At 51.5% G+C, this 20,096-nt stretch carries 22 protein-coding genes and 3 tRNA genes; 8 read left to right on the forward strand and 17 right to left on the reverse strand.

Annotated features, from left to right (window positions below; genetic code table 11):
* The first annotated feature begins 100 nt into the window (after positions 1-100).
* The gene (locus tag AB6V08_RS08960; protein ID WP_368542347.1) at positions 101-1,105 is read left to right on the forward strand and encodes a phage integrase; all 1,005 of its coding nucleotides are present in this window, start codon (positions 101-103) and stop codon (positions 1,103-1,105) included.
* 123 nt (positions 1,106-1,228) lie between these two features.
* Here the strand turns inward: AB6V08_RS08960 and AB6V08_RS08965 are convergent.
* The 6 genes from AB6V08_RS08965 to uvrY all read right to left on the reverse strand — a co-directional run bounded on the left by AB6V08_RS08965 (position 1,229) and on the right by uvrY (position 4,769).
* Positions 1,229-1,315 (reverse strand) — tRNA-Leu (locus AB6V08_RS08965).
* Positions 1,316-1,326: 11 nt separating this feature from the next.
* A tRNA-Cys gene (locus AB6V08_RS08970) sits at positions 1,327-1,400 on the reverse strand.
* A gap of 50 nt (positions 1,401-1,450) precedes the next feature.
* Positions 1,451-1,526 (reverse strand) — tRNA-Gly (locus tag AB6V08_RS08975).
* A gap of 152 nt (positions 1,527-1,678) precedes the next feature.
* Complete coding sequence (gene pgsA, locus AB6V08_RS08980; RefSeq protein ID WP_368542348.1) at positions 1,679-2,227, reverse strand: CDP-diacylglycerol--glycerol-3-phosphate 3-phosphatidyltransferase; 549 nt, start codon at positions 2,225-2,227, stop codon at positions 1,679-1,681.
* 56 nt (positions 2,228-2,283) lie between these two features.
* Positions 2,284-4,116: an excinuclease ABC subunit UvrC gene (gene uvrC, locus AB6V08_RS08985; protein WP_368542349.1), complete on the reverse strand. Its 1,833-nt coding sequence runs from the start codon at positions 4,114-4,116 to the stop codon at positions 2,284-2,286.
* Complete coding sequence (uvrY, locus tag AB6V08_RS08990) at positions 4,113-4,769, reverse strand: UvrY/SirA/GacA family response regulator transcription factor (protein WP_368542350.1); 657 nt, start codon at positions 4,767-4,769, stop codon at positions 4,113-4,115. The genes uvrC and uvrY overlap by 4 nt, the downstream gene beginning before the upstream one ends.
* A 380-nt stretch (positions 4,770-5,149) precedes the next feature.
* Between uvrY and AB6V08_RS23225 the strand changes: the two genes are divergently transcribed.
* Positions 5,150-5,251 carry a hypothetical protein gene (locus AB6V08_RS23225; RefSeq protein ID WP_439649871.1) on the forward strand — a complete coding sequence of 34 codons (102 nt, stop codon included), beginning with the start codon at positions 5,150-5,152 and terminating at the stop codon, positions 5,249-5,251.
* Positions 5,238-5,462, forward strand: coding sequence for a DUF2594 family protein (locus AB6V08_RS08995; protein WP_003859644.1), 225 nt, complete (start codon positions 5,238-5,240; stop codon positions 5,460-5,462). The genes AB6V08_RS23225 and AB6V08_RS08995 overlap by 14 nt, the downstream gene beginning before the upstream one ends.
* Before the next feature lie 65 nt (positions 5,463-5,527).
* On the opposite strand, the gene sdiA is transcribed toward AB6V08_RS08995, so the two are convergent.
* From sdiA to AB6V08_RS09040, 9 genes are all read right to left on the reverse strand, one after another.
* The gene (gene sdiA, locus AB6V08_RS09000; RefSeq protein ID WP_368542351.1) at positions 5,528-6,250 is read right to left on the reverse strand and encodes a transcriptional regulator SdiA; all 723 of its coding nucleotides are present in this window, start codon (positions 6,248-6,250) and stop codon (positions 5,528-5,530) included.
* 222 nt (positions 6,251-6,472) lie between these two features.
* On the reverse strand, positions 6,473-7,225 hold the full coding sequence (gene tcyN, locus AB6V08_RS09005) for an L-cystine ABC transporter ATP-binding protein TcyN (RefSeq protein WP_368542352.1): 753 nt from the start codon (positions 7,223-7,225) through the stop codon (positions 6,473-6,475).
* Positions 7,222-7,890, reverse strand: coding sequence for a cystine ABC transporter permease (gene tcyL / locus AB6V08_RS09010; RefSeq protein WP_028019576.1), 669 nt, complete (start codon positions 7,888-7,890; stop codon positions 7,222-7,224). Before tcyL ends, tcyN begins: the two co-directional genes overlap by 4 nt.
* Before the next feature lie 21 nt (positions 7,891-7,911).
* Complete coding sequence (gene dcyD / locus AB6V08_RS09015) at positions 7,912-8,898, reverse strand: D-cysteine desulfhydrase (protein ID WP_368542353.1); 987 nt, start codon at positions 8,896-8,898, stop codon at positions 7,912-7,914.
* A gap of 106 nt (positions 8,899-9,004) precedes the next feature.
* On the reverse strand, positions 9,005-9,805 hold the full coding sequence (tcyJ, locus tag AB6V08_RS09020; protein WP_368542354.1) for a cystine ABC transporter substrate-binding protein: 801 nt from the start codon (positions 9,803-9,805) through the stop codon (positions 9,005-9,007).
* 86 nt (positions 9,806-9,891) lie between these two features.
* The gene (fliZ, locus tag AB6V08_RS09025) at positions 9,892-10,443 is read right to left on the reverse strand and encodes a flagella biosynthesis regulatory protein FliZ (RefSeq protein ID WP_368542355.1); all 552 of its coding nucleotides are present in this window, start codon (positions 10,441-10,443) and stop codon (positions 9,892-9,894) included.
* Positions 10,444-10,497: 54 nt separating this feature from the next.
* Positions 10,498-11,217 carry an RNA polymerase sigma factor FliA gene (locus AB6V08_RS09030; protein WP_059310219.1) on the reverse strand — a complete coding sequence of 240 codons (720 nt, stop codon included), beginning with the start codon at positions 11,215-11,217 and terminating at the stop codon, positions 10,498-10,500.
* Between the two features lie 163 nt (positions 11,218-11,380).
* Positions 11,381-12,601, reverse strand: a complete 1,221-nt coding sequence (locus AB6V08_RS09035; RefSeq protein ID WP_368542356.1) for a FliC/FljB family flagellin — start codon at positions 12,599-12,601, stop codon at positions 11,381-11,383.
* 21 nt (positions 12,602-12,622) lie between these two features.
* Complete coding sequence (locus AB6V08_RS09040) at positions 12,623-12,745, reverse strand: hypothetical protein (protein WP_368542357.1); 123 nt, start codon at positions 12,743-12,745, stop codon at positions 12,623-12,625.
* A gap of 125 nt (positions 12,746-12,870) precedes the next feature.
* Here AB6V08_RS09040 and fliD point away from each other — a divergent pair, with 125 nt between their 5' ends.
* From fliD to amyA, 4 genes are all read left to right on the forward strand, one after another.
* Positions 12,871-14,286 carry a flagellar filament capping protein FliD gene (gene fliD / locus AB6V08_RS09045; RefSeq protein WP_368542358.1) on the forward strand — a complete coding sequence of 472 codons (1,416 nt, stop codon included), beginning with the start codon at positions 12,871-12,873 and terminating at the stop codon, positions 14,284-14,286.
* A gap of 30 nt (positions 14,287-14,316) precedes the next feature.
* Positions 14,317-14,727 carry a flagellar export chaperone FliS gene (gene fliS, locus AB6V08_RS09050; protein WP_368542359.1) on the forward strand — a complete coding sequence of 137 codons (411 nt, stop codon included), beginning with the start codon at positions 14,317-14,319 and terminating at the stop codon, positions 14,725-14,727.
* Positions 14,727-15,098, forward strand: coding sequence for a flagella biosynthesis regulatory protein FliT (gene fliT / locus AB6V08_RS09055; RefSeq protein WP_368542360.1), 372 nt, complete (start codon positions 14,727-14,729; stop codon positions 15,096-15,098). The genes fliS and fliT overlap by 1 nt, the downstream gene beginning before the upstream one ends.
* A 98-nt stretch (positions 15,099-15,196) precedes the next feature.
* Complete coding sequence (gene amyA / locus AB6V08_RS09060; protein WP_368542361.1) at positions 15,197-16,684, forward strand: alpha-amylase; 1,488 nt, start codon at positions 15,197-15,199, stop codon at positions 16,682-16,684.
* An 89-nt stretch (positions 16,685-16,773) separates the two neighbouring features.
* Here the strand turns inward: amyA and yedD are convergent, their stop codons facing one another.
* Positions 16,774-17,187, reverse strand: coding sequence for a lipoprotein YedD (yedD, locus tag AB6V08_RS09065; protein WP_368542362.1), 414 nt, complete (start codon positions 17,185-17,187; stop codon positions 16,774-16,776).
* Positions 17,188-17,448: 261 nt separating this feature from the next.
* On the opposite strand from yedD, the gene AB6V08_RS09070 reads away from it, so the two are divergent.
* Positions 17,449-19,287: an acyltransferase family protein gene (locus tag AB6V08_RS09070; protein ID WP_368542363.1), complete on the forward strand. Its 1,839-nt coding sequence runs from the start codon at positions 17,449-17,451 to the stop codon at positions 19,285-19,287.
* 252 nt (positions 19,288-19,539) lie between these two features.
* Here the strand turns inward: AB6V08_RS09070 and AB6V08_RS09075 are convergent, their stop codons facing one another.
* Complete coding sequence (locus AB6V08_RS09075; RefSeq protein ID WP_368542364.1) at positions 19,540-19,929, reverse strand: HumD family translesion DNA polymerase; 390 nt, start codon at positions 19,927-19,929, stop codon at positions 19,540-19,542.
* Positions 19,930-20,096 lie beyond the last annotated feature (167 nt).

Here is a 20,096-nt window from a genome sequence, read left to right on the forward strand (position 1 = left end):
TCTATTTGGTGCGATCATTACAGTTACCCTTGGTTTAGCTGGGCTAATGGCTAAGGGGTTCGGTTGGCTATGACTCCACACTTAGTATGGATGCTAAAAGATGACTGTCCGTAAACTTCCATCAGGCAAATGGATTTGTGAGTGTTACCCCTATGGGGCAAGCGGTAAACGTATTCGTAAGCAGTTTGTCACCAAAGGCGAGGCTCTCTCTCATGAGCGCCGCCTCATGAATAACGCATCCACCCAAGCTATCCACGATAATTCCGTTACGCTTTCAGCTTTTGTTGAACGCTGGTATGAAATGCACGGCAAGACTCTTACATCTGGAGAAGAGAGAAAGGCCAAATTACTAGCTATTTGCGCACGACTCGGTGATACGCTTGCAGCTCATTTTGATAAAAATGCTTTTGCTGTTTACAGGGAAAGGAGGTTAAGCGGTGAATGGAATCAGAAGGGTAAAAAGAAACTCAGTGAGGCCACAGTAAACCGCGAACAATCATACCTGCACGCGGTCTTTTCAGAAATGAAGCGGTTGGGGGAATGGGAGGGAGATAACCCGCTGTCGGGCATCAGGCAGTTCAAAGAGGGTGATCAAGAACTGGCCTTCCTGTACGAAGACGAAATCTCGCGCCTGCTCGATGCCTGCGATCAATCAGCCAATAAAGACTTAGGGATTATCGTTCGAATCTGCCTTGCGACCGGCGCACGCTGGAGTGAAGCGCAGGATTTGCGCCAGTCGCATATATTGCCGGGCCGCTTGACATTCACGCAAACCAAAAGCAAAAAAAACCGGACGGTGCCAATTTCTGAACGCTTGCAAAAGCTGCTACCTAAGAAACGCGGTGCGTTGTTCTCCCCTGCTTATGAAGCCTTCAAGGCAGCACTAAGCCGGGCCGGAATTGAACTGCCAAAAGGACAACGCACGCATGTTCTGCGACACACGTTTGCCAGTCATTTTATGATGGGTGGAGGAAACATTCTGGTGCTGCAACAGATTCTAGGCCACAGCACGATCATGATGACAATGCGGTACGCGCACTTCGCACCTGATCACCTTGATGCAGCTATTACGCTGAACCCGTTTGATAGTCTGACAAGACAGTAAAAAAACAGCGTCGCCAACTCATCGCCATTTCATCGCCACTCTGCAAATTGCAGGCATAAAAAAACCGCCTTTGAGGGCGGTTTCACGACACTGCTTATCATTGATTTTATTCTTCTTTTCCCATGGTAGCCGGAGTGGGACTTGAACCCACACAGCGCGAACGCCGAGGGATTTTAAATCCCTTGTGTCTACCGATTCCACCATCCGGCCAGGGAAGAAAGTGGAGGCGCGTTCCGGAGTCGAACCGGACTAGACGGATTTGCAATCCGCTACATAACCGCTTTGCTAACGCGCCTTAAATCTTTTGTCTTGCGACCACACCCGCGATTGCCGATGCGCTTAATTTGGAGCGGGAAACGAGACTCGAACTCGCGACCCCGACCTTGGCAAGGTCGTGCTCTACCAACTGAGCTATTCCCGCATGTCATCAAGTTAACTTCTAATCACTTGATTTCATTATCGTCCGGCTAACCGTGCCGCCGTTCGATGCGTTGCATTCTACTTATATGACGTTTTGAGTCAACGTTATTTTTTGCTTCCCTGGATCGTTTGCTGAAATTTACGGCGAAACGATCACTGTTCAAGCAAATCCCCACGAGCAGCGTTCAAATATTGCAGCATTGACCACAGCGTCAGCACCGCCGCGACCCAGAGTAAGCCAATGCCGGCCCACTCTACCCACGCGTTTGGACGCCACAGCATCCATACCAGCGCTGCCATTTGCGCCGTGGTTTTCACTTTACCGATCCAGGATACCGCCACGCTGCTGCGCTTGCCGAGCTCAGCCATCCACTCGCGCAGGGCGGAGATTATGATCTCACGACCGATCATCGTCGCCGCAGGCAGGGTCACCCACCAGGTATGATAATGTTCGGCCACCAGCACCATCGCGATAGCCACCATCACTTTATCGGCCACCGGATCGAGGAATGCGCCAAAACGCGTGCTCTGGTTCCAGCGACGCGCCAGATAACCGTCAAACCAGTCCGTCACGGCAGCCACAAGGAAGATAAGCGCACAGGCGAACGGCGCCCAGGGTACCGGCAGATAAAAAGCCAGTACAAAGAACGGAATGAGTACGACGCGAAAAAGGGTGAGCAACGTAGGGATATTAAATCGCATAGTGACGGTAACTGTCTGTTGTCAGTAAAATTTAGCTCTATGTTGCTACAGAGCCCTCAATGTTTCAACGAGTAGTAGATCTTTTCTGCCAGCCCTTGCGAAATACCCGGCACTTTTGCAATTTCCTCAATGCTGGCATTGAGTAATCCTTGCAATCCGCCCATGTACTTCAGCAGCATCTGACGACGTTTAGGGCCGACGCCATCGATGGTTTCAAGCGTACTGGTATTTTTCACTTTCGCCCGTTTTTTACGATGCCCGCTGATGGCGTGATCGTGGGATTCATCGCGAATGTGCTGAATAACGTGCAGCGCAGGGGAATCCGGCGGCAAACTGAACCCCTCGCCTTCCGGTTCAAAAAAGAGCGTTTCCAGGCCGGCCTTCCGATCCGCCCCTTTCGCCACCCCTAACAGCAGCGGGTGATGTTTATCCCAGTCAACCTCCAGCGATGCAAACACCGCCTTCGCCTGACCAAGCTGCCCTTTCCCGCCGTCAATCAGGATCACGTCCGGGATCTTACTCTCTTCGATGGCTTTACCGTAGCGGCGGCGCAGAACCTGGTTCATCGCCGCATAGTCATCCCCCGGCGTGATGCCGGTGATGTTGTAGCGACGATACTCGGCACGCAGCGGGCCGTTTGCATCAAACACCACGCAGGAGGCCACGGTCTGTTCGCCCATGGTGTGGCTGATGTCGAAACACTCCATGCGCTTCACTTCCGGCAGTTTCAGGAGCGTCGCCAGCGCGGTTAAACGCTGGCTGACCGTCGACTGCTGGGAAAGCTTCGTCGTCAACGCCGTCGCGGCGTTGGTTCTGGCAAGTTTCAGATAGCGGGCGCGATCGCCGCGGGGCTTCGTCTGAACGTTCACCCGGCGCCCCGCCAGTTCGGAAAGGGAATCCGCCAGCAGGGTTTTATCATCGAGACTGAAATCAAGCAGGATCTCGGACGGCAGCGTGCGCATCTGGCTGCCCTGCAGGTAAAACTGCCCGACAAACGTCTCCACCACTTCGCCCAGTTCGGTGCCGCCCGGCACTTTCGGGAAATAGCTGCGGCTGCCCAGCACTTTACCCTGGCGGATAAACAGCACGTGGACACACGCCAGCCCGTTGTCAAAGGCAACGCCGATAACGTCGAGATCGTCACCGGTATTGGACACGAACTGCTTCTCGGTCACCCGGCGCACGGCCTGGATCTGATCGCGAATGCGCGCCGCCTCTTCAAACGCCAGCGCCTGGCTGGCCTTTTCCATGCGGGCTATCAGCTGCGTCAATACCTGGTCGTCTTTACCGGCTAAAAACAGGCGCACGTAATCGACCTGCTGGGCGTACTCTTCTTCGCTCACCAGCCCGGCAACGCACGGCCCCAGGCAGCGGCCAATTTGGTACTGCAGGCAAGGACGCGAGCGGTTGCGGTAGACGCTGTTTTCGCACTGGCGGATCGGGAAGATTTTTTGCAGCAGCGCGAGGGTTTCACGCACCGCGTAGCCGTTCGGGAACGGGCCGAAATATTCACCCTTCGCATGCTTAGCACCGCGGTGCATCGCCAGGCGCGGGTGGGTATCGCCGCTCAGGAAAATAAAAGGATAGGACTTATCATCACGCAGCAGCACGTTGTAGCGCGGCTGATAGAGCTTGATGTAGTTATGCTCCAGCAGCAGCGCTTCGGTCTCCGTGTGGGTCACGGTGACGTCGATATTCTGAATGAGTGCGACCAGCGCTTCGGTTTTACGGGAGGCCAGATTGCTGCGGAAATAGCTGGAAAGGCGCTTCTTGAGATCTTTCGCCTTGCCGACATAGATAACCGTGCCGCCAGCATCGTACATTCTGTAGACGCCCGGCTGGCTGGTTACGGTTTTAAGGAATGCTTTTGAATCGAACACATCACTCACTGGCTTATTAAGGTTTCCGCATTACACAGACCGTGGCGAATGGCCAGGTGAGTCAGTTCAACGTCGCCGTGAATGTTCAGTTTACTGAACATACGGTAGCGGTAGCTGTTCACCGTTTTCGGGCTAAGATTCAGCTGCTCTGAAATCTCATTCACCTTCTGGCCTTTGGTGATCATCAGCATAATCTGCAATTCGCGCTCGGACAAACTGGCGAATGGCGACTCCGTTTTATCGGGTTCAATCTGACTCAACGCCATTTGTTGAGCGATGTCCGACGCGATATAGCGCTGACCGGCATACACTGAACGGATAGCATTGACCACTTCCTGCGGTGCAGCACCTTTACTGAGATACCCTGCGGCACCCGCCTGCATCACTTTCGCAGGCAGCGGGTTTTCAGTATGTACGGTCAACATGATGACTTTAGTATCAATAAAGGTACGGGCGATTTTACGCGTTGCTTCAAGCCCGCCAATGCCGGGCATGTTCATATCCATAAGCACCACGTCTGCCGAGTTAGCGCGACACCATTTAACCGCGTCTTCGCCACAGCAAGCCTCACCGGCCACTTTGATACCCTTTATATCTTCAAGAATGCGTCGTATCCCTGCGCGCACCAGTTCGTGGTCATCAACAAGAAGAACGTTGATCAAAGGAAATGTCTCCAGAATAGGGATAACGCTACTGACTGCTAATTTGGTTTATATTAACGGTTTTCCGCACAAGATTAAAACGCTAAAAAATCCGCGATCCGATTTTGCTCTCGTTTTTGGAAATTACCCTGTACAGCAGATGGAAAGAAATCCCGCATAACCAGGGCTTTTCAGACTATTTTTATGCATCTGTATTCAAAAGGTTACGAAACAGAGCTAAAAAATCCGAACAAAAAAACAGAATTCAAATTTTTGTAACAATAATTAACGACAGGCGAACCGGCGATAAGCATTTAATTGCCGATAAACTATTGTACAGATTACCCGCACACGGTGTTTACGCGAATAAACAAAATGGGGAAAAGTACAAAAAACAATCGATGCTTTTTTTGACGCGGCTTGTGGTATACTCCGCCGCCTTAACTTTCATCGTCGCGCTCAAGCGCTGTTTTATAATGAGGAAAATAAATGAGCACACCTGAATTCGCCACTGCGGAAAATAACCAAGAACTGGCACAGGAAGTTAACTGCCTGAAATCGCTGCTGACGCTGATGCTGCAGGCAATGGGTCAGGCTGACGCGGGTCGTGTGATCATTAAGATGGAAAAACAAATCGCGCAAATGGAAGACCAGGCTGAATCAGCGGTATTTGCGAACACGGTTAAGCAAATTAAACAAGCTTACCGCCAGTAAAAAAAACGGCTGGATGCGCAAGCATTCAGCCGTTGTCCCGTCTGGCACGCAGAACGTTTGTGGGGTCAGATAAGCCCCGTAGCCGCTGCATAGCAGGCGATCTGCGTTTTATTCGGGGCGTTAAATTTCTTCTGCATATTCTTCTGATGGAAGTTAACCGTATTCTCCGAGATGGAGAGAATAATGGCTATTTCAGCCGAGGTTTTCCCTTCCGCCGTCCACTTCAGAATTTCCCGCTCGCGCTTGCTGAATTTCATTTCAGGCGGCATGACCGTTTCGTGTTCAAATCGCAGCAGCGACGTTAGCGCCATTTCCACCAGCATTTGCAAACGCAGTTCAACTTCTTCGCTGGCTAACCTATTTTCTGGCCCTTGAGTGCGGGATACGGAAAGGAACCCCAGCGCATGGTTAGGCAACATCAGGCACTGGGTTATTCCCTTGCGTATGCCGTGGTCGCGCGCGCCGTCCCATAATTGCTGAGCCTCTGAGAATAATTCATCCGTCCAGGGTAAATGTCCGTGAAAGAAATTCTCCGGCTTGAGTACCGGGTCAACGGCGAAATAATTCTCGGCGTGATATTGCGCCATCCACTGCTGCGGATAACTTGAATGCACTGAAATTTTTGGCCGCGTGAACGGCACGGGATGACGAACGCAGAGCGAGAAATAATCATATTCCAGCGTCTGCGTTTGTCGTTGAAGTTCAAGATAAACTTCGTCGGCAGTGGTCATTTCCTGAAAGCGGAGAAAGCACTCCCGACGCCACGTGAAAAAGTCTGTTTCCTTCATACTGACTAAATGAAGCCTCTGAAAAAGATAATCATTATTATGGTGAATACAACCTAACACATAAAACTTATTTAGAACTACAAAATATCGGCTTTAGGACGATTATGTTTAGTTTTAATACGGTTTTTCCGAAGCGAACGGAATAAAAAGATAATCGGGATGGATTCGGGGGAGAATAATTTGCTCCAGAGGGTAAATCTGGAGCAAATGAATGCAAAAATGCTACTGCATCAGGAATTTTTCAAGGAATTGACGGGTGCGCGGCTGCTGAGGATTGGTGAATAACGCCTTCGCTGGCCCCTGCTCTACAATTCGCCCCTGATCCATGAAGATAGCCCTGTCCGCCACGTCCCGGGCAAAGCTCATCTCATGGGTCACGATCACCATCGTGCGCTTCTCCTGGGCCAGCTGACGAATGGTGTTTAGCACCTCCCCCACCAGCTCAGGATCGAGCGCAGAGGTTGGCTCGTCGAACAGGATCACGTCCGGGCGCATCGCCAGCGCGCGGGCAATGGCAACGCGCTGCTGCTGACCGCCGGAAAGACGACGCGGGTAGCTGGCCTCCTTCCCTGACAGCCCCACCTTCGCCAGCAGTTCGCGCGCGCGGGCCGAGGCCTCCTCTTTTGGCTCGCCTTTGACGATGACCGGCCCTTCAATGATATTTTCCAGCACGGTACGGTGCGGGAAAAGGTTGAAGCTCTGGAAAACGAAGCCAACGTGCTGGCGCAGACGGCGGATCAGCCCTTTCTGCTGGCTGATGGATTTCGCGGTATCGATGGTGATATCACCCACGCGAATGGTTCCGCCCTCGGGCTGCTCAAGCAGGTTAATGCTGCGCAGCAGCGTGGTTTTCCCCGAGCCGCTCGGCCCGATAATCGCCACCACTTCGCCCTGCTCCACTTCAAGATCAATGCCGTGCAGCACCGTCTGGCCGTGGAATTTTTTCACCAGGTTTTTGACGTCGATAGCACTCATTTCGGATCACGCTCCTGGCGGTTTAGCTGGTTTTCAAAGTAGTTTTGCAGCGCGGAAAGTACGGTCGCCATCACCCAGTAAATCAGCGACGCCGCCAGATACATGGTGAACACTTCCAGCGTGCGCGAGGTGATGAGCTGCGCCTGGCGGAACAGCTCAGGCACCTGGATGGTTGCCGCAAGCGAGGTGTCTTTCACCAGGCTGATGAAGCTGTTGCTGAGCGGCGGCAGCGCCACCCGCGCCGCCTGGGGCAGAATGGCCCGGCGAAGGGTCTGCCACGGCGTCATGCCGATACTGGCTGCCGCTTCCCACTGCCCTTTATCGATAGAGGAAATCGCCGCGCGCAGGGTTTCCGAGGTATAGGCCGCGGTATTCAGCGATAAGCCGATCATCGCCGCCGGGATCGGATCAAGCTCGATACCAAACTGCGGCAGGCCGTAGTAAATCATAAACAGCTGAGCGATAAGCGGCGTGCCGCGAAAAACGGAGATGTAAAACCGCGCCAGCCAGCGTACCGGCAGCACGGGCGACATGCGCATTAAGGCCAGCACAAAGCCCAGCACCAGGCCAAAGAACATCCCGCCGATACTGAGCTGGAGCGTAAACACCGCGCCTTTGAGCAGGTACGGCAGCGAATCAATAACCAGTTGAATACTTTCTTGCATTATTATTTTTCGACCTGATGTTTAGACATGAGGATGGTAGGCAAACAGCGCTGGCGCACCGCCGGTATGAACGAATAAAATCGGGCCTTCATCCTTAAAGCGTTTCTGCGCGATGCCGTCTATCAGCCCCGCCATCGCCTTGCCGGTGTACACCGGATCGAGCAGGATACCTTCAAGCCGCGCGAGTAGCTTCACCGCTTCCATCCCCTCGTCGTTTGGCGTGCCGTAACCCGGCGCGAAGTAGTCATCCCACAGAATAATGTCCGCCCTGGCCTTTAGCTCAAGCTGTTCGGCAACCGCCTGCTGCAGGGTGACGACCTTCGGTTTTTGATCGGCAACGCTGCGGGAAACGGTCACGCCAATCAGCTCGGCTTCTGGCATAAGCTGTTCCAGCCCTACCGCCAGCCCGGCGTGCGTTCCGGCGCTGCCGGAGGCGACCACCACCGAAGAGAGATTCACCGCCCCTTCGCACTGCTGGGCTATCTCCAGCGCGCTTTCAACGTAGCCCAGCGCGCCCAGCGCATTTGAACCGCCCACCGGAATGACGTAGGGACGGAATCCCTGCGCTTCAAGGCGGGTCGCCAGCTCGTCGAGCTGCGCGTTAGGGTCGGTCAGGGCATCGCACATTTCGACCTGAGCATTGAACAGGTCCAGCAGCAGGCGGTTGCCGTTGGTGAGGTAGTTTTCCGCCCGCGTGCCGATGGGATTTTCCAGCAGCGCCACGCAGTGCAGCCCCAGCTTCGCCGCCACGGCAGCGGTCTGGCGCACATGGTTGGACTGGATCGCACCGGCGGTCACCAGGGTATCGGCCCCCTCGCGCAGGGCATCGGCGGCGAGGAACTCCAGCTTGCGCAGCTTGTTGCCGCCCATCGCCATTGGCGTCACGTCGTCACGCTTAATAAAAATATCGCGCCCCAGGTAATCGGAAAATCGCGGTAAATACTCCAGCGGCGTGGGTGCGCCAATAAATTCAAGGCGCGGGAAGCGCGTTAAATTTTGCAGTGACATGGTTCCTCCGGTAACGCTTTTTATTTGATTGTTTTTATTATGCACGCAGACGCGTAAGAAATAAAAAAGGCGCTTTTAATAGCGCCTTTTTTTGTCGGTCAACGACTTATTTGGTCACGTCAGCGCCGAACCACTTCTCGGAGAGCGCTTTCAGGCTGCCGTCTTTCTGCATGTCGGCGATTGCCCCGTCGATGGCTTTCACCAGATCTTCGTTGCCTTTACGCACCGCTACGCCCGCTTCCTGACGAGAGAACGCGTCGCCCGCTACTGCCAGGGTGTCGTTGGTTTTCTTCACCAGATCCAGCGCCGCCAGACGGTCAACCAGGATGGCGTCGATACGGCCTACGCGCAGATCCTGATATTTAGTCGGGTCATCATCATAGGTACGAATGTCCACGCCCTGCACGTTCTGGCGCAGCCACTCTTCGTAGTTCGTCCCCAGACCCACGCCAACTTTTTTACCTTTCAGGTCAGCGGCGGATTTGATGGTGCCTTCGTTACCTTTCTTCACCAGCGCCTGAATACCGGACACGGTGTACGGCGTGGAGAAGTCATACTTCTTCTTACGCTCGTCGGAAATGGTGACCTGGTTAATCACCACGTCGATGCGTTTGGAGTCCAGCGACGCCAGCATACCGTCCCATTTGGTCGGTTTCAGCGACGCTTTGACGCCCAGATGTTTCGCCAGCTCTTCGGCAAACTCCACTTCGAAACCGGTCAATTTGCCGTCATCGCCCTGGAAGCTGAACGGAGGATAGGTTCCTTCCAGCCCAACCAGCAGCGTGCCGCGCTCTTTCACTTTATTCAGCAGATTTTCCGCCGCGAAAGTTTTCACGCTCATACCCGCGACCAGCGCAACGGCCATTACACCCATCAGCGCCTGACGACCCAGAAGTGCTAATTTCATAAATACCCCGATATAGTGGAATTTTTCTGTAGTGTAGTGAATTCGCCTGCAACGTCAAAGGCGGCTGCGCTACATCTTATTCTTTTTTAATATATATCAGAAGTTGTCTCGGCGTGGACTTTCTGCTTCATCGCACCCGGCATTTGTACCTTATATTGCGCGTACTTGCGCAGCGCAATGCGGTAATTGTTGGTGCTGGTTGCAGGCAACCACGGCTCCAGATTTTCATCCAGATAACCGGTGTTAAGCAGATCGCGAGAGATATTATGCACGGTCAGATGCTGACCAAGACGACGCAGGCGAACGACATATTCGCGCACGGTGCCGTGGCTCATCTCCGTTTGTTCAAACAGGAACTGCTTGAAGCCGATGATATCGAAGAAGTCGCTTTGCTCTTTGCAGTGGAGATCGCCACAGAAACGGCAAAGCGCTACCCACTCTTTTTGCTCTTCAAGCCAGGCGGATTCATCCATTAGCGTGTCGAGGCGGGAAATCGCAATTTTATTGACGATTTCACCGCGGCGAACCAGCGTGATGCGGTCGAGTAATTTATTACAGTGGGCGCAATGCGTCTGGCTGTGTTTAAAGTCTTTCAGGTAGCGGCTTAGTGGCCGTCTTTTAGATTGCTGCACCGTCATGATAACTCCTGGTTGTCAATACGTTGTGCGGCATTTTTCAGGTGAATCAATCACCTATAACTTACCCAGTTTGGTACGTAAGCGTTTAATGGCCTGGCTGTGGAGCTGGCTGACCCGCGACTCCCCCACTTCAAGAACCGCACCAATCTCTTTGAGATTGAGCTCTTCCTGGTAATAGAGGGTCAACACCAGCTGTTCGCGTTCCGGTAAAGCTTCAATTGCTTCCATCACGCGGTGGCGTAAGTTGCCTTCCATTAAATGGTGTAACGGGTTTTCCTGCTGGTGTTCATCGGTCACCAGCTCGATGCTATCGCCATGCTCTTCTCGCCACTCGTCGTAGGAGAAGAGTTGGCTATTATTGGTATCGAGCAACATCTGACGATACTCTTCAACAGCAATACCAAGACGCTCCGCCACTTCGGTTTCCGTCGCGTTTCGTCCCAGCTCCTGTTCCAGCTGCCCCATTGCATGTGCCACTTCGCGGGCGTTGCGGCGAACGCTGCGCGGCACCCAGTCGCGGCTGCGCAGCTCGTCCAGCATCGCACCACGAATACGCTGTACTGCGTAAGTCGTAAATGCCGTTCCTTGCAGAGCGTCGTATCGGTCAACTGCATTCAATAACCCGATACCGCCCGCCTGTAGCAGATCGTCCAGTTCCACGCTCGCCGGCAAACGCACCTGGAGGCGCAATGCTTCGTGACGCACCAGCGGGACATAACGCTGCCACAGCGAGTGTTTATCCATTACACCTTCAGCGGTATAGAGTGAATTCACGATAAACAGCCCTGCGTTAATTGAGTTATCGGCATGATTATCCGATTCTGGAGGGGTTTTAATTGGGTGAATAGTGGGTGAAATGAGGGGTTATTTGGGGGTTACGAATAAAAGCGGGATGTAAAAAACCCCGCCGAAGCGGGGTTTGAGCATTATCAGGCGATTAGCCCTGCAGCAGAGACAGAACCTGCTGAGGAACCTGGTTAGCTTTAGACAGCACGGAGTTACCGGCCTGCTGGATGATCTGCGCTTTAGACATGTTGGACACTTCGGTCGCATAGTCGGCGTCCTGAATACGGGACTGCGCTTCAGACAGGTTGGTGGTGGTGTTGTTCAGGTTGGTTACAGCAGAGCTCAGACGGTTCTGCACCGCACCCAGAGAAGAACGGAATTTATCTACGGACGCGATTGCTGCATCCAATTTGGCCAATGGATCCGTAGTTGAGCCAGAGTTCATGCTGCTCAGACTCAGTGAAGATGTGTCGAGTTTAAATGCTGCGGTGCCAGCAGTTGTAGCGGTATCTGCATCCTTAGGATCCAAAGCAATATAGTAAACATTTGAGCTACCAGTAGCACCATCCCATGTTGCGTCGAAACCATTAGCCTTGAGATTATTTACATCTGCAGCACTGCCAGCAGTAACTGTAACTTTAGCAAAAAGGTTACCGTTATCATCTGCAACAGCTGTAGCGCCAAATGTTACAGTACCATCGTTAACACCTAAACGAGTTGCTAAATTGTCTCCAGTAGCGTTTTCAGTAACAGCAGTAGTGGTGACTTTAGTAGTAGCGCCATAATAGGATTGTAAGTTAGCAGCAGTTGGTGCATTTAATGTGCCGGTTTTGCTTACAGGACCAGTAACGTTAAAGGTATTCAGACCCAGAGTAGTAGAGTCGATTTTTTTCAGGTCGATATCGATGGTTTCGCCATCGTTCGCGCCAACCTGGATAGACATTTTGCCGTCTTTAGCCAGTACGTTCACGCCGTTGAACTGAGTCTGACCGGAGACGCGGTCGATTTCAGACAGACGGGATTTGATTTCGTCCTGGATTGAAGACAGGTCGGAAGCTGAGTTAGTTCCGGTAGAAGCCTGAACGGTCAGTTCACGAACGCGCTGCAGGTTGTTGTTGATTTCAGACAGTGCGCCTTCAGTAGTCTGTGCAACAGAGATACCGTCGTTGGCGTTACGTGCAGCCTGAGTCAGACCTTTGATGTTAGAGGTGAAGCGGTTAGCAATCGCCTGGCCCGCAGCGTCATCTTTTGCGCTGTTGATACGCAGACCGGAAGACAGACGCTCGATAGAAGAAGACAGAGCAGACTGGTTCTTGTTGATGTTGTTCTGAGTGATCAGCGAGAGGCTGTTGGTATTAATGTACTGTGCCATGATTACGTTTCCTGTTGTTCATCAAATCTGTGGGTTAGATTTGGGTTTCCACCCTTCGGCTTCATCGCCGTCAAAGGTGTTATCGTCTGGTCCAAAACAACCTTTAGATTTTTTTTCAGGATCGCGAATAATTTTTTTAGCCACAGAAATACTCTTCTCTATTAGCGTTATTCCCGCCATTAAAAAAAAGAAATTAACCGTAAACTTTCCCCCGATGAGGCCGATAACCCCAGTATTCGTTCTACGTGTCGATACATTAAGGAATAAATATGGCAAGTATTTCAACGCTGGGAGTAGGCTCAGGTCTGCAATTAAGTGATATTTTAGACAGCCTGACCGCCGCTGAAAAAACGCAGCTGACCCCTATCTCTAAACAGCAGACATCTTATACCGCAAAGCTTAGTGCTTACGGCACGTTAAAAAGCTCGCTGGAAGCGTTTCAAACTGCAAATACCGCGCTGAATAAAGCCGACCTGTTTACCGCAACCAGTACGTCAAGCAGCAGCACCGCTTTTAGCGCAACGACCACCGGCAGCGCGGTTGCAGGCAAATATACAATTAGTGTGTCTCAGTTGGCCCAGGCCCAGACGCTGACCACCAAAGCGAGCCAGACCGACAGCAAAACGGCGATCGCCTCATCCGACAGCAAAATCACCTTTACCGCCGGTAACGGTAAAGATCCGGTCACCGTTGACATCAGCGCGGCAAACTCGTCGCTGTCGGGCATTCGTGATGCCATTAACAAAGCCGATGCCGGCGTGACCGCCAGTATCATTAACGTCGGGAATGGCCAGTATCGTCTGTCTATTACCTCGACCGAAACCGGTGCGGACAATGCGGTAAGCATTGCCGTAAGCGGTGACAGCGCCCTGCAATCTTTTATGGGCTACAACGGCACCAGCACCGATGCCAGCAACGGCATGACCGAAAGCGTGACCGCGCAGAACGCGAAGCTGAAGGTGAACAACGTTGATATCGAAAACAGCAGCAACACCATCAGTGACGCGCTGGAAGATATCACCCTGAACCTGAAAGATGTCACCACCGGCAACCAGACGCTGAATATCACTAAAGATACGTCTAAGTCAGAAAGTGCGCTCAAAGCCTGGGTTGATGCCTACAATACCCTGCAGGACAGCTTTGCTTCCCTGACCAAGTACACGGCGGTAGATGCGGGTACGGATGCTCAGGACACCAGCAACGGCGCCCTGCTCGGCGACACCACGCTGCGTACCATTCAGACGCAGCTGAAAAGCCTGCTCACTAACTCCGCGGGCGGCACAACTTTTAAATCGCTGACGCAGCTGGGTATTACTTCTGACCCGAGCACCGGAAAACTGTCGGTAGACAGCACCAAGCTCGAAAAAGCGCTGACCGACAACTCGTCTGCGGTGAAGGATCTGATTGTAGGTGACGGTAAAACCACCGGTATCACCACCAATATGGCCACCAGCCTGACCGACTGGCTCTCGAGCAAAGGCATTATTCAGGCGGCCAAAGACGGCGTGAGCAAAACGCTGAACAACCTGACCGAACAGTACAACGCCGTCAGCGAACGTATTGATGCGCGCGTGGCGCAGTATAAAGCCCAGTTTACCCAGCTGGACGTACTGATGACGTCGCTGAACAACACCAGCAGCTACCTGACGCAGCAGTTCGAAAGCACATCGTCCAGCAGCAAGTAGTAAACGCTAATTGAACCCGAGGGGGATAACATGTACGGCGCAAAAGGCACGCAAGCCTACGCAAAAATAGAGGTTGAAAGCGCGGTGATGAGCGCCAGCCAGCACCAGCTGGTTATCATGCTATTTGATGGAGCCCTCAGCGCGCTGGTTCGCGCGCGTCTGTTCCTGCAGGACGGCAATATCCAGTCAAAAGGGCTGGCGCTGTCGAAAGCCATCAACATTATTGAAAACGGACTGAAGCTTGGTCTGGTTGAAGGTAATGGCGATGAGCTGACCCAAAACCTGATTGCCCTTTATGCCTATATGGTAAGACGCCTTCTGCACGCCAACGTGAATAACGATGCCAGCGCCATTGAAGAGGTAGAAACCTTGCTGCGCAATATCGCTGACGGGTGGAAGGAGGTTGCCGGTTCGCCACAACTGATTCAGGACGCCGTCTAATGAGTAATGCACCGCAACTCTATACCCTTTATCAACAACTCCTCGAGCAGAGCCAGTTGATGCTGCGACTGGCTCGTCAGGGATTATGGGATGATCTGATCACCTGTGAGACCGACTATGTCAATGCGGTGCACTCGCTGGCTCGGCTGACCGAAGAAATTCAACCTTCTGCCCAGCTGCAGGAGCAGCTTCGCCCTACACTTCGCGTGATCCTTGAGAACGAAGGCCAGGTGAAGACGCTGCTGCAGAACAGAATGGATGAACTGGCTAAGCTGGTTGGTCAAAGTTCGATGCAAAAATCAGTGATGTCTACCTACGGCAATCAGGGCGGCCACGTTCTGATCCCGCAAAGTAATTTCGATTCAAATTAGCCACTTAACTGGCGAACGAACCCGTTCTCCTTCGTTCGCCAGGCATTTCTGCAAAAGCTACTCCATACTTGAGTTTCGCGACCTCATGGAGATGGTGCATGCGCAATCCAACCTTACTGCAATGTTTTCACTGGTATTACCCCACTGGCGGTGAGCTGTGGCCGGAAGTGACGGCCCTGGCCCCTAACCTCAATGAAATCGGTATCAATATGGTCTGGCTCCCTCCGGCGTATAAAGGCGCATCGGGCGGCTATTCCGTTGGCTATGATTCTTACGATCTTTTTGACCTCGGCGAGTTCGACCAGAAAGGATCGGTGGCGACCAAATACGGCGACAAGGCGCAGCTGCTGGAAGCCATTAACGCGTTAAAGAGCAACCAGATCGCGGTGCTGCTGGACGTGGTGGTGAACCACAAAATGGGCGCGGATGAGAAAGAGCCGGTTCGCGTCCAGCGCGTTAACGAGCAGGATCGTACCCAGATTGATGACGAGATTATCGAGTGCGAGGCGTGGACGCGCTATACCTTCCCAGCCCGCGCGGGTGAGTATTCGCAGTTTGTCTGGGACTACAAATGCTTCAGCGGTATCGATCATATCGAAAACCCAACCGAGGACGGCATCTTTAAAATCGTCAACGACTATACCGGCGAAGGCTGGAACGATCAGGTCGACGATGAGATGGGTAACTTCGATTACCTGATGGGCGAAAATATCGACTTCCGCAACCACGCGGTGACCGAGGAGATTAAATACTGGGCGCGCTGGGTAATGGAGCAGACCGGGTGCGACGGCTTCCGTCTGGACGCGGTAAAACACATTCCGGCGTGGTTTTATAAAGAGTGGATTGAGCACGTGCAGGAGGTCGCGGAACAGCCGCTGTTCATCGTCGCGGAATACTGGTCGCACGAAGTGGATAAACTGCAGACCTACATTCATCAGGTGGAAGGCAAAACCATGCTGTTTGACGCCCCCCTGCAAATGCATTTCCACGACGCCTCCCGCCAGGGCCGCGACTACGACATGAGCCAGATTTTTACCGGCACCCTGGTCGAAGCCGACCCGTTCCACGCCGTGACGCTGGTTGCCAACCACGACACCCAGCCGCTGCAGGCGCTGGAAGCCCCGGTTGAATCCTGGTTTAAACCGCTGGCATACGCCCTGATCCTGCTGCGTGAAAACGGCGTGCCGAGCGTGTTCTATCCGGATCTGTTTGGCGCAAGCTACGACGATACGGGCGGCGACGGCGAGACCTACCACATCGACATGCCGGTTATCGAACAGCTTCACGAGCTGATCCTGGCGCGCCAGCGCTTTGCGCACGGCGTTCAGACGCTGTTCTTCGATCATCCCAACTGCATCGCCTTCAGCCGCAGCGGCACCGACGACGCGCCGGGCTGCGTGGTGGTGATGTCCAACGGTGACGACGGTGAAAAGACGATCTGCCTTGGGGAAAACTACGGGGATAAAACCTGGCGCGACTTCCTCGGCAATCGCGAAGAGACGGTTACCACCGGTTCGGACGGCGAAGGAACCTTTACCTGCAACGGCGGAAGCGTGAGCGTGTGGGTTCTGGAGGATGTGTTGTAGATCGGGAAACGTGCGCCCTGAAGCCCTCACCCACAGGGAGAGGGCCAAACACTAAAAACGGCAACCCGGTTGCCGTTTTGCTTTTACACTCAGGGCAGCTTACTCTCCAGCGGGTTCTTGCTCAGATAATCCGCGCACTCCACCGTAGGGCGGTCCACCTTCTGCAGCTCCATCCCGTCGTACTCAAGGATTGAGCCCTCGCGCTCCAGCGGGTAGATATCCAGCTTGCGAGTCACGTTGTAATAGCTGTCTGAACGCAGCATGATTTTACCCGGCACCGCGAGCACGCGCTGCCACTGACGACAGTCCAGCGTATCCCCCTCTTCCGTCACCACCAGCGTGGCAATCGCCTCCGGGCTCACCATCTTGCTTTGCGGCCCTTTTGACTGCCAGTAACCCGCCAGGTGCGACGGAACAGGATGCTTAATCACGTCCTGATAGTTATCCACCTGAACACACCCGGTCAGCGCCAGCATCGCGCCAGCAATTGCTATCTTTTTCATCATCTTTCCTGCATGCGAAGAAAAAAAGATTGTGGCATTAAAGCGGTAGGGGTGCCAGTGGAAGATGGCATCGCACTCATGGCCTCAACGCTCAATATGTATGTTTCACTGCCTTATAAGTATAAACTGCCTGCCCAAACCGTGATTGTTGAGCTCATTATCAAATATATAATCAGCATTCGATCTGCAAACTATCTAATGCTAATATCCGCCGCCCTAGTAAATTAAATTACCCGCTAAACACATTCACCGGAATTATAAATGAATCACGAATCATTCAGGTATGATATTAATACCCTGAGGGCTGCATCTGTAATAATGGTTGTTTTATATCATTTTAAAGTGTCAGGATTTGCTTCAGGCTTCATGGGTGTGGATATATTCTTTGCCATATCCGGCTATTTAATGACCAACATCATCAATAAAGGCATCACGTGTAATAACTTAAGCATCATCGACTTTTACATCAGGCGATTTAAAAGACTTTACCCCGCGCTCATAGTCATGATTTCTGCAGTTATAGCCTTGGGATACTTTACACTCACCACAAACAACTACCTACTTCTTGCCCGGAATGCTCTTTCTTCTTCATTTTTTGTATCAAATATTTTTTACTTTCTTCACTCTGGATACTTCGACCAATCCTCCCTTCTTAATTGGTTACTTCATACCTGGTCTTTGTCAGTCGAATGGCAATTCTATTTGATATATCCTGTTTTATTATTTACCTATAGTAAAATATCAAGAAAACCTGTTTCCCTAATTGTTCTTCTGCTAGGCATTTCGATTTATTTTTCTTCGTCAATGACATTTGACACTAAAGATTCTGGCTACTATCTACTTCATACACGAGCCTGGGAAATGCTTGCGGGTGGACTGGCATACTTTATAAACACAAATCTTCCCAGCAACTTCAGATATGCAAAACTTGCATCGTATACAGGTTGGCTGTCGATCATCATTTCTTTGATAATGATTCCAGCAAATGCAATCTGGCCGGGCTACTTGGCATTGATACCTGTAACGGGAGCATGCGTCATACTCTCAACAAATGCCCAGCATAATGTTGTGTACAGGAATATAGCAACAATAAGGATAGGTCTCTATTCTTATTCAATTTATTTATGGCATTGGCCGATAGTCGTTTTTCTTTACTCGTCTGGGCTTCTCGGTAGTTGGATGTATGTTTTAGCTGGAATAATTCTTTCAGTACTTATGGGATTTTTGTCTTTCACATTCATTGAATCATCCACCAACAGAAAATTCATCATCACTTCCAGCGTGACTGCAATCCCTGTATTGCTCATTGCTTGTTTAATAATAATAAACACTGATGGGCTGAAGTTTAGAGTCGGTGACAAATTAAAAGATATATTATCCTATCGAATGAACTGGGATGCGCAGAGAAATGGAACGTGTTTTCTCACGCCAAATCAACACGCTGAAGATTTTATTAAATGCAAGGATAGTTTTGATGAACAATCAATTTTAATCTGGGGTGACTCCCATGCAGCTCAACTGATACCAGGTTTTGAAAAGCTGAATATCGGCAATAAGGACATAGTCCAAAGGACAGCAAGTATGTGTCCTCCTGTTGTTGACGTAGATTTTGAGTCCAGGCCTTACTGCAGAGGGATAAATAATTACATTCTACGAGAGATCAAAAATAACAGACCAGACACTGTGATTCTTGCAGCATCATGGACGGGATACTTAAACATTCCGATTGTTGGATATCTTGACAGAACAATTAAAAAAATTAAGGTTTTAGGCGTGAAGCACATTTATATTATCGGGACTGTGCCGATCTGGAAGGCGAATTTACCGACATTAATAGAATTGAACGGAATGTCATCCGTGCCCATGCTTAGCCGTGTCAATGTCGTAGAGTCTTCCTTCACGACAGATGAAAAAATGAGAAAATTTTTTAGTGAGTCTTCCGCCAGCTATATCTCGCTGATTGATTCAATGTGTGACCAGAAAGGGTGTTATACGGTACCAGAAGATTCAACCTCTGCACCTATGCAATGGGATATAGGACATCTTACCGAGCCAGGTTCTAACTACATTTCGAAAGTGATACTCCGCAGTATGAATTGAAAACCAGATGGCCGCAAAAATGCGGCCATATTTGGAAGTCAACAATCCAGTCTTGTCATAATTAGGGCTTTCAAAAACCTCATCCCTATGACAAATCAAACCTGCATCCCCATCACATGAGCATACATTTTTCATAATCGACAAAGATCGTCCAAGAGCGCACCAAATAACAGATGGTTAGAGTCGTCGAAAACATCAGTCGTCTAAGTTCACCTTAGAGCGAGTGCTGTTTTATGCCCCACCCATGCCCCATCACATCACTGGACAATCATCAAACTCCCCAGCTCGTGCATCGTTGATGATGTACGTTATCACTCCGAACACAGGCCGGTCTGAATCCGTTCCTTCATCGCCCGTCCTCAGCCTCTCTTTAAGACCGTTTTCAAGGTTTACCAGATGGGGCATGGGGTGAGTGCGGTATCGTTTAACGCGAAACTCGCCTTCAATACAACACACAAGCAGGGAGCCATCATTCGGTGTCAGAGAGCTATCCACTACGAGCAACGAGCCTGCAAGAATACCTTCGCGCCAGTATGTCGCCCCAGCTCGCATGAAGTACGTAGCCGATGGATGTGAGATCAAACGCTTATCGAGCGATATGCGTTCTTCAACGTAGTCTTGAGCTGGACTCGGGAATCCCATGATGCACCTCCGATAGTTACTGTATATACATACAGTATTACTGATCGGCGCTATCGATCAATGTGTTTTACAGTGTTACTATGTTTTCTGTTAATACGAAATCGCAAAATTGGTCATAAAATGGTTGATTTTATTGTACGTTTTGCCGCCTTAATCTCATTTCTGGG

Origin of the sequence: Enterobacter soli (genome assembly GCF_964208575.1) — a bacterium.
Taxonomy (GTDB): Bacteria; Pseudomonadota; Gammaproteobacteria; order Enterobacterales; family Enterobacteriaceae; genus Enterobacter; species Enterobacter soli_A.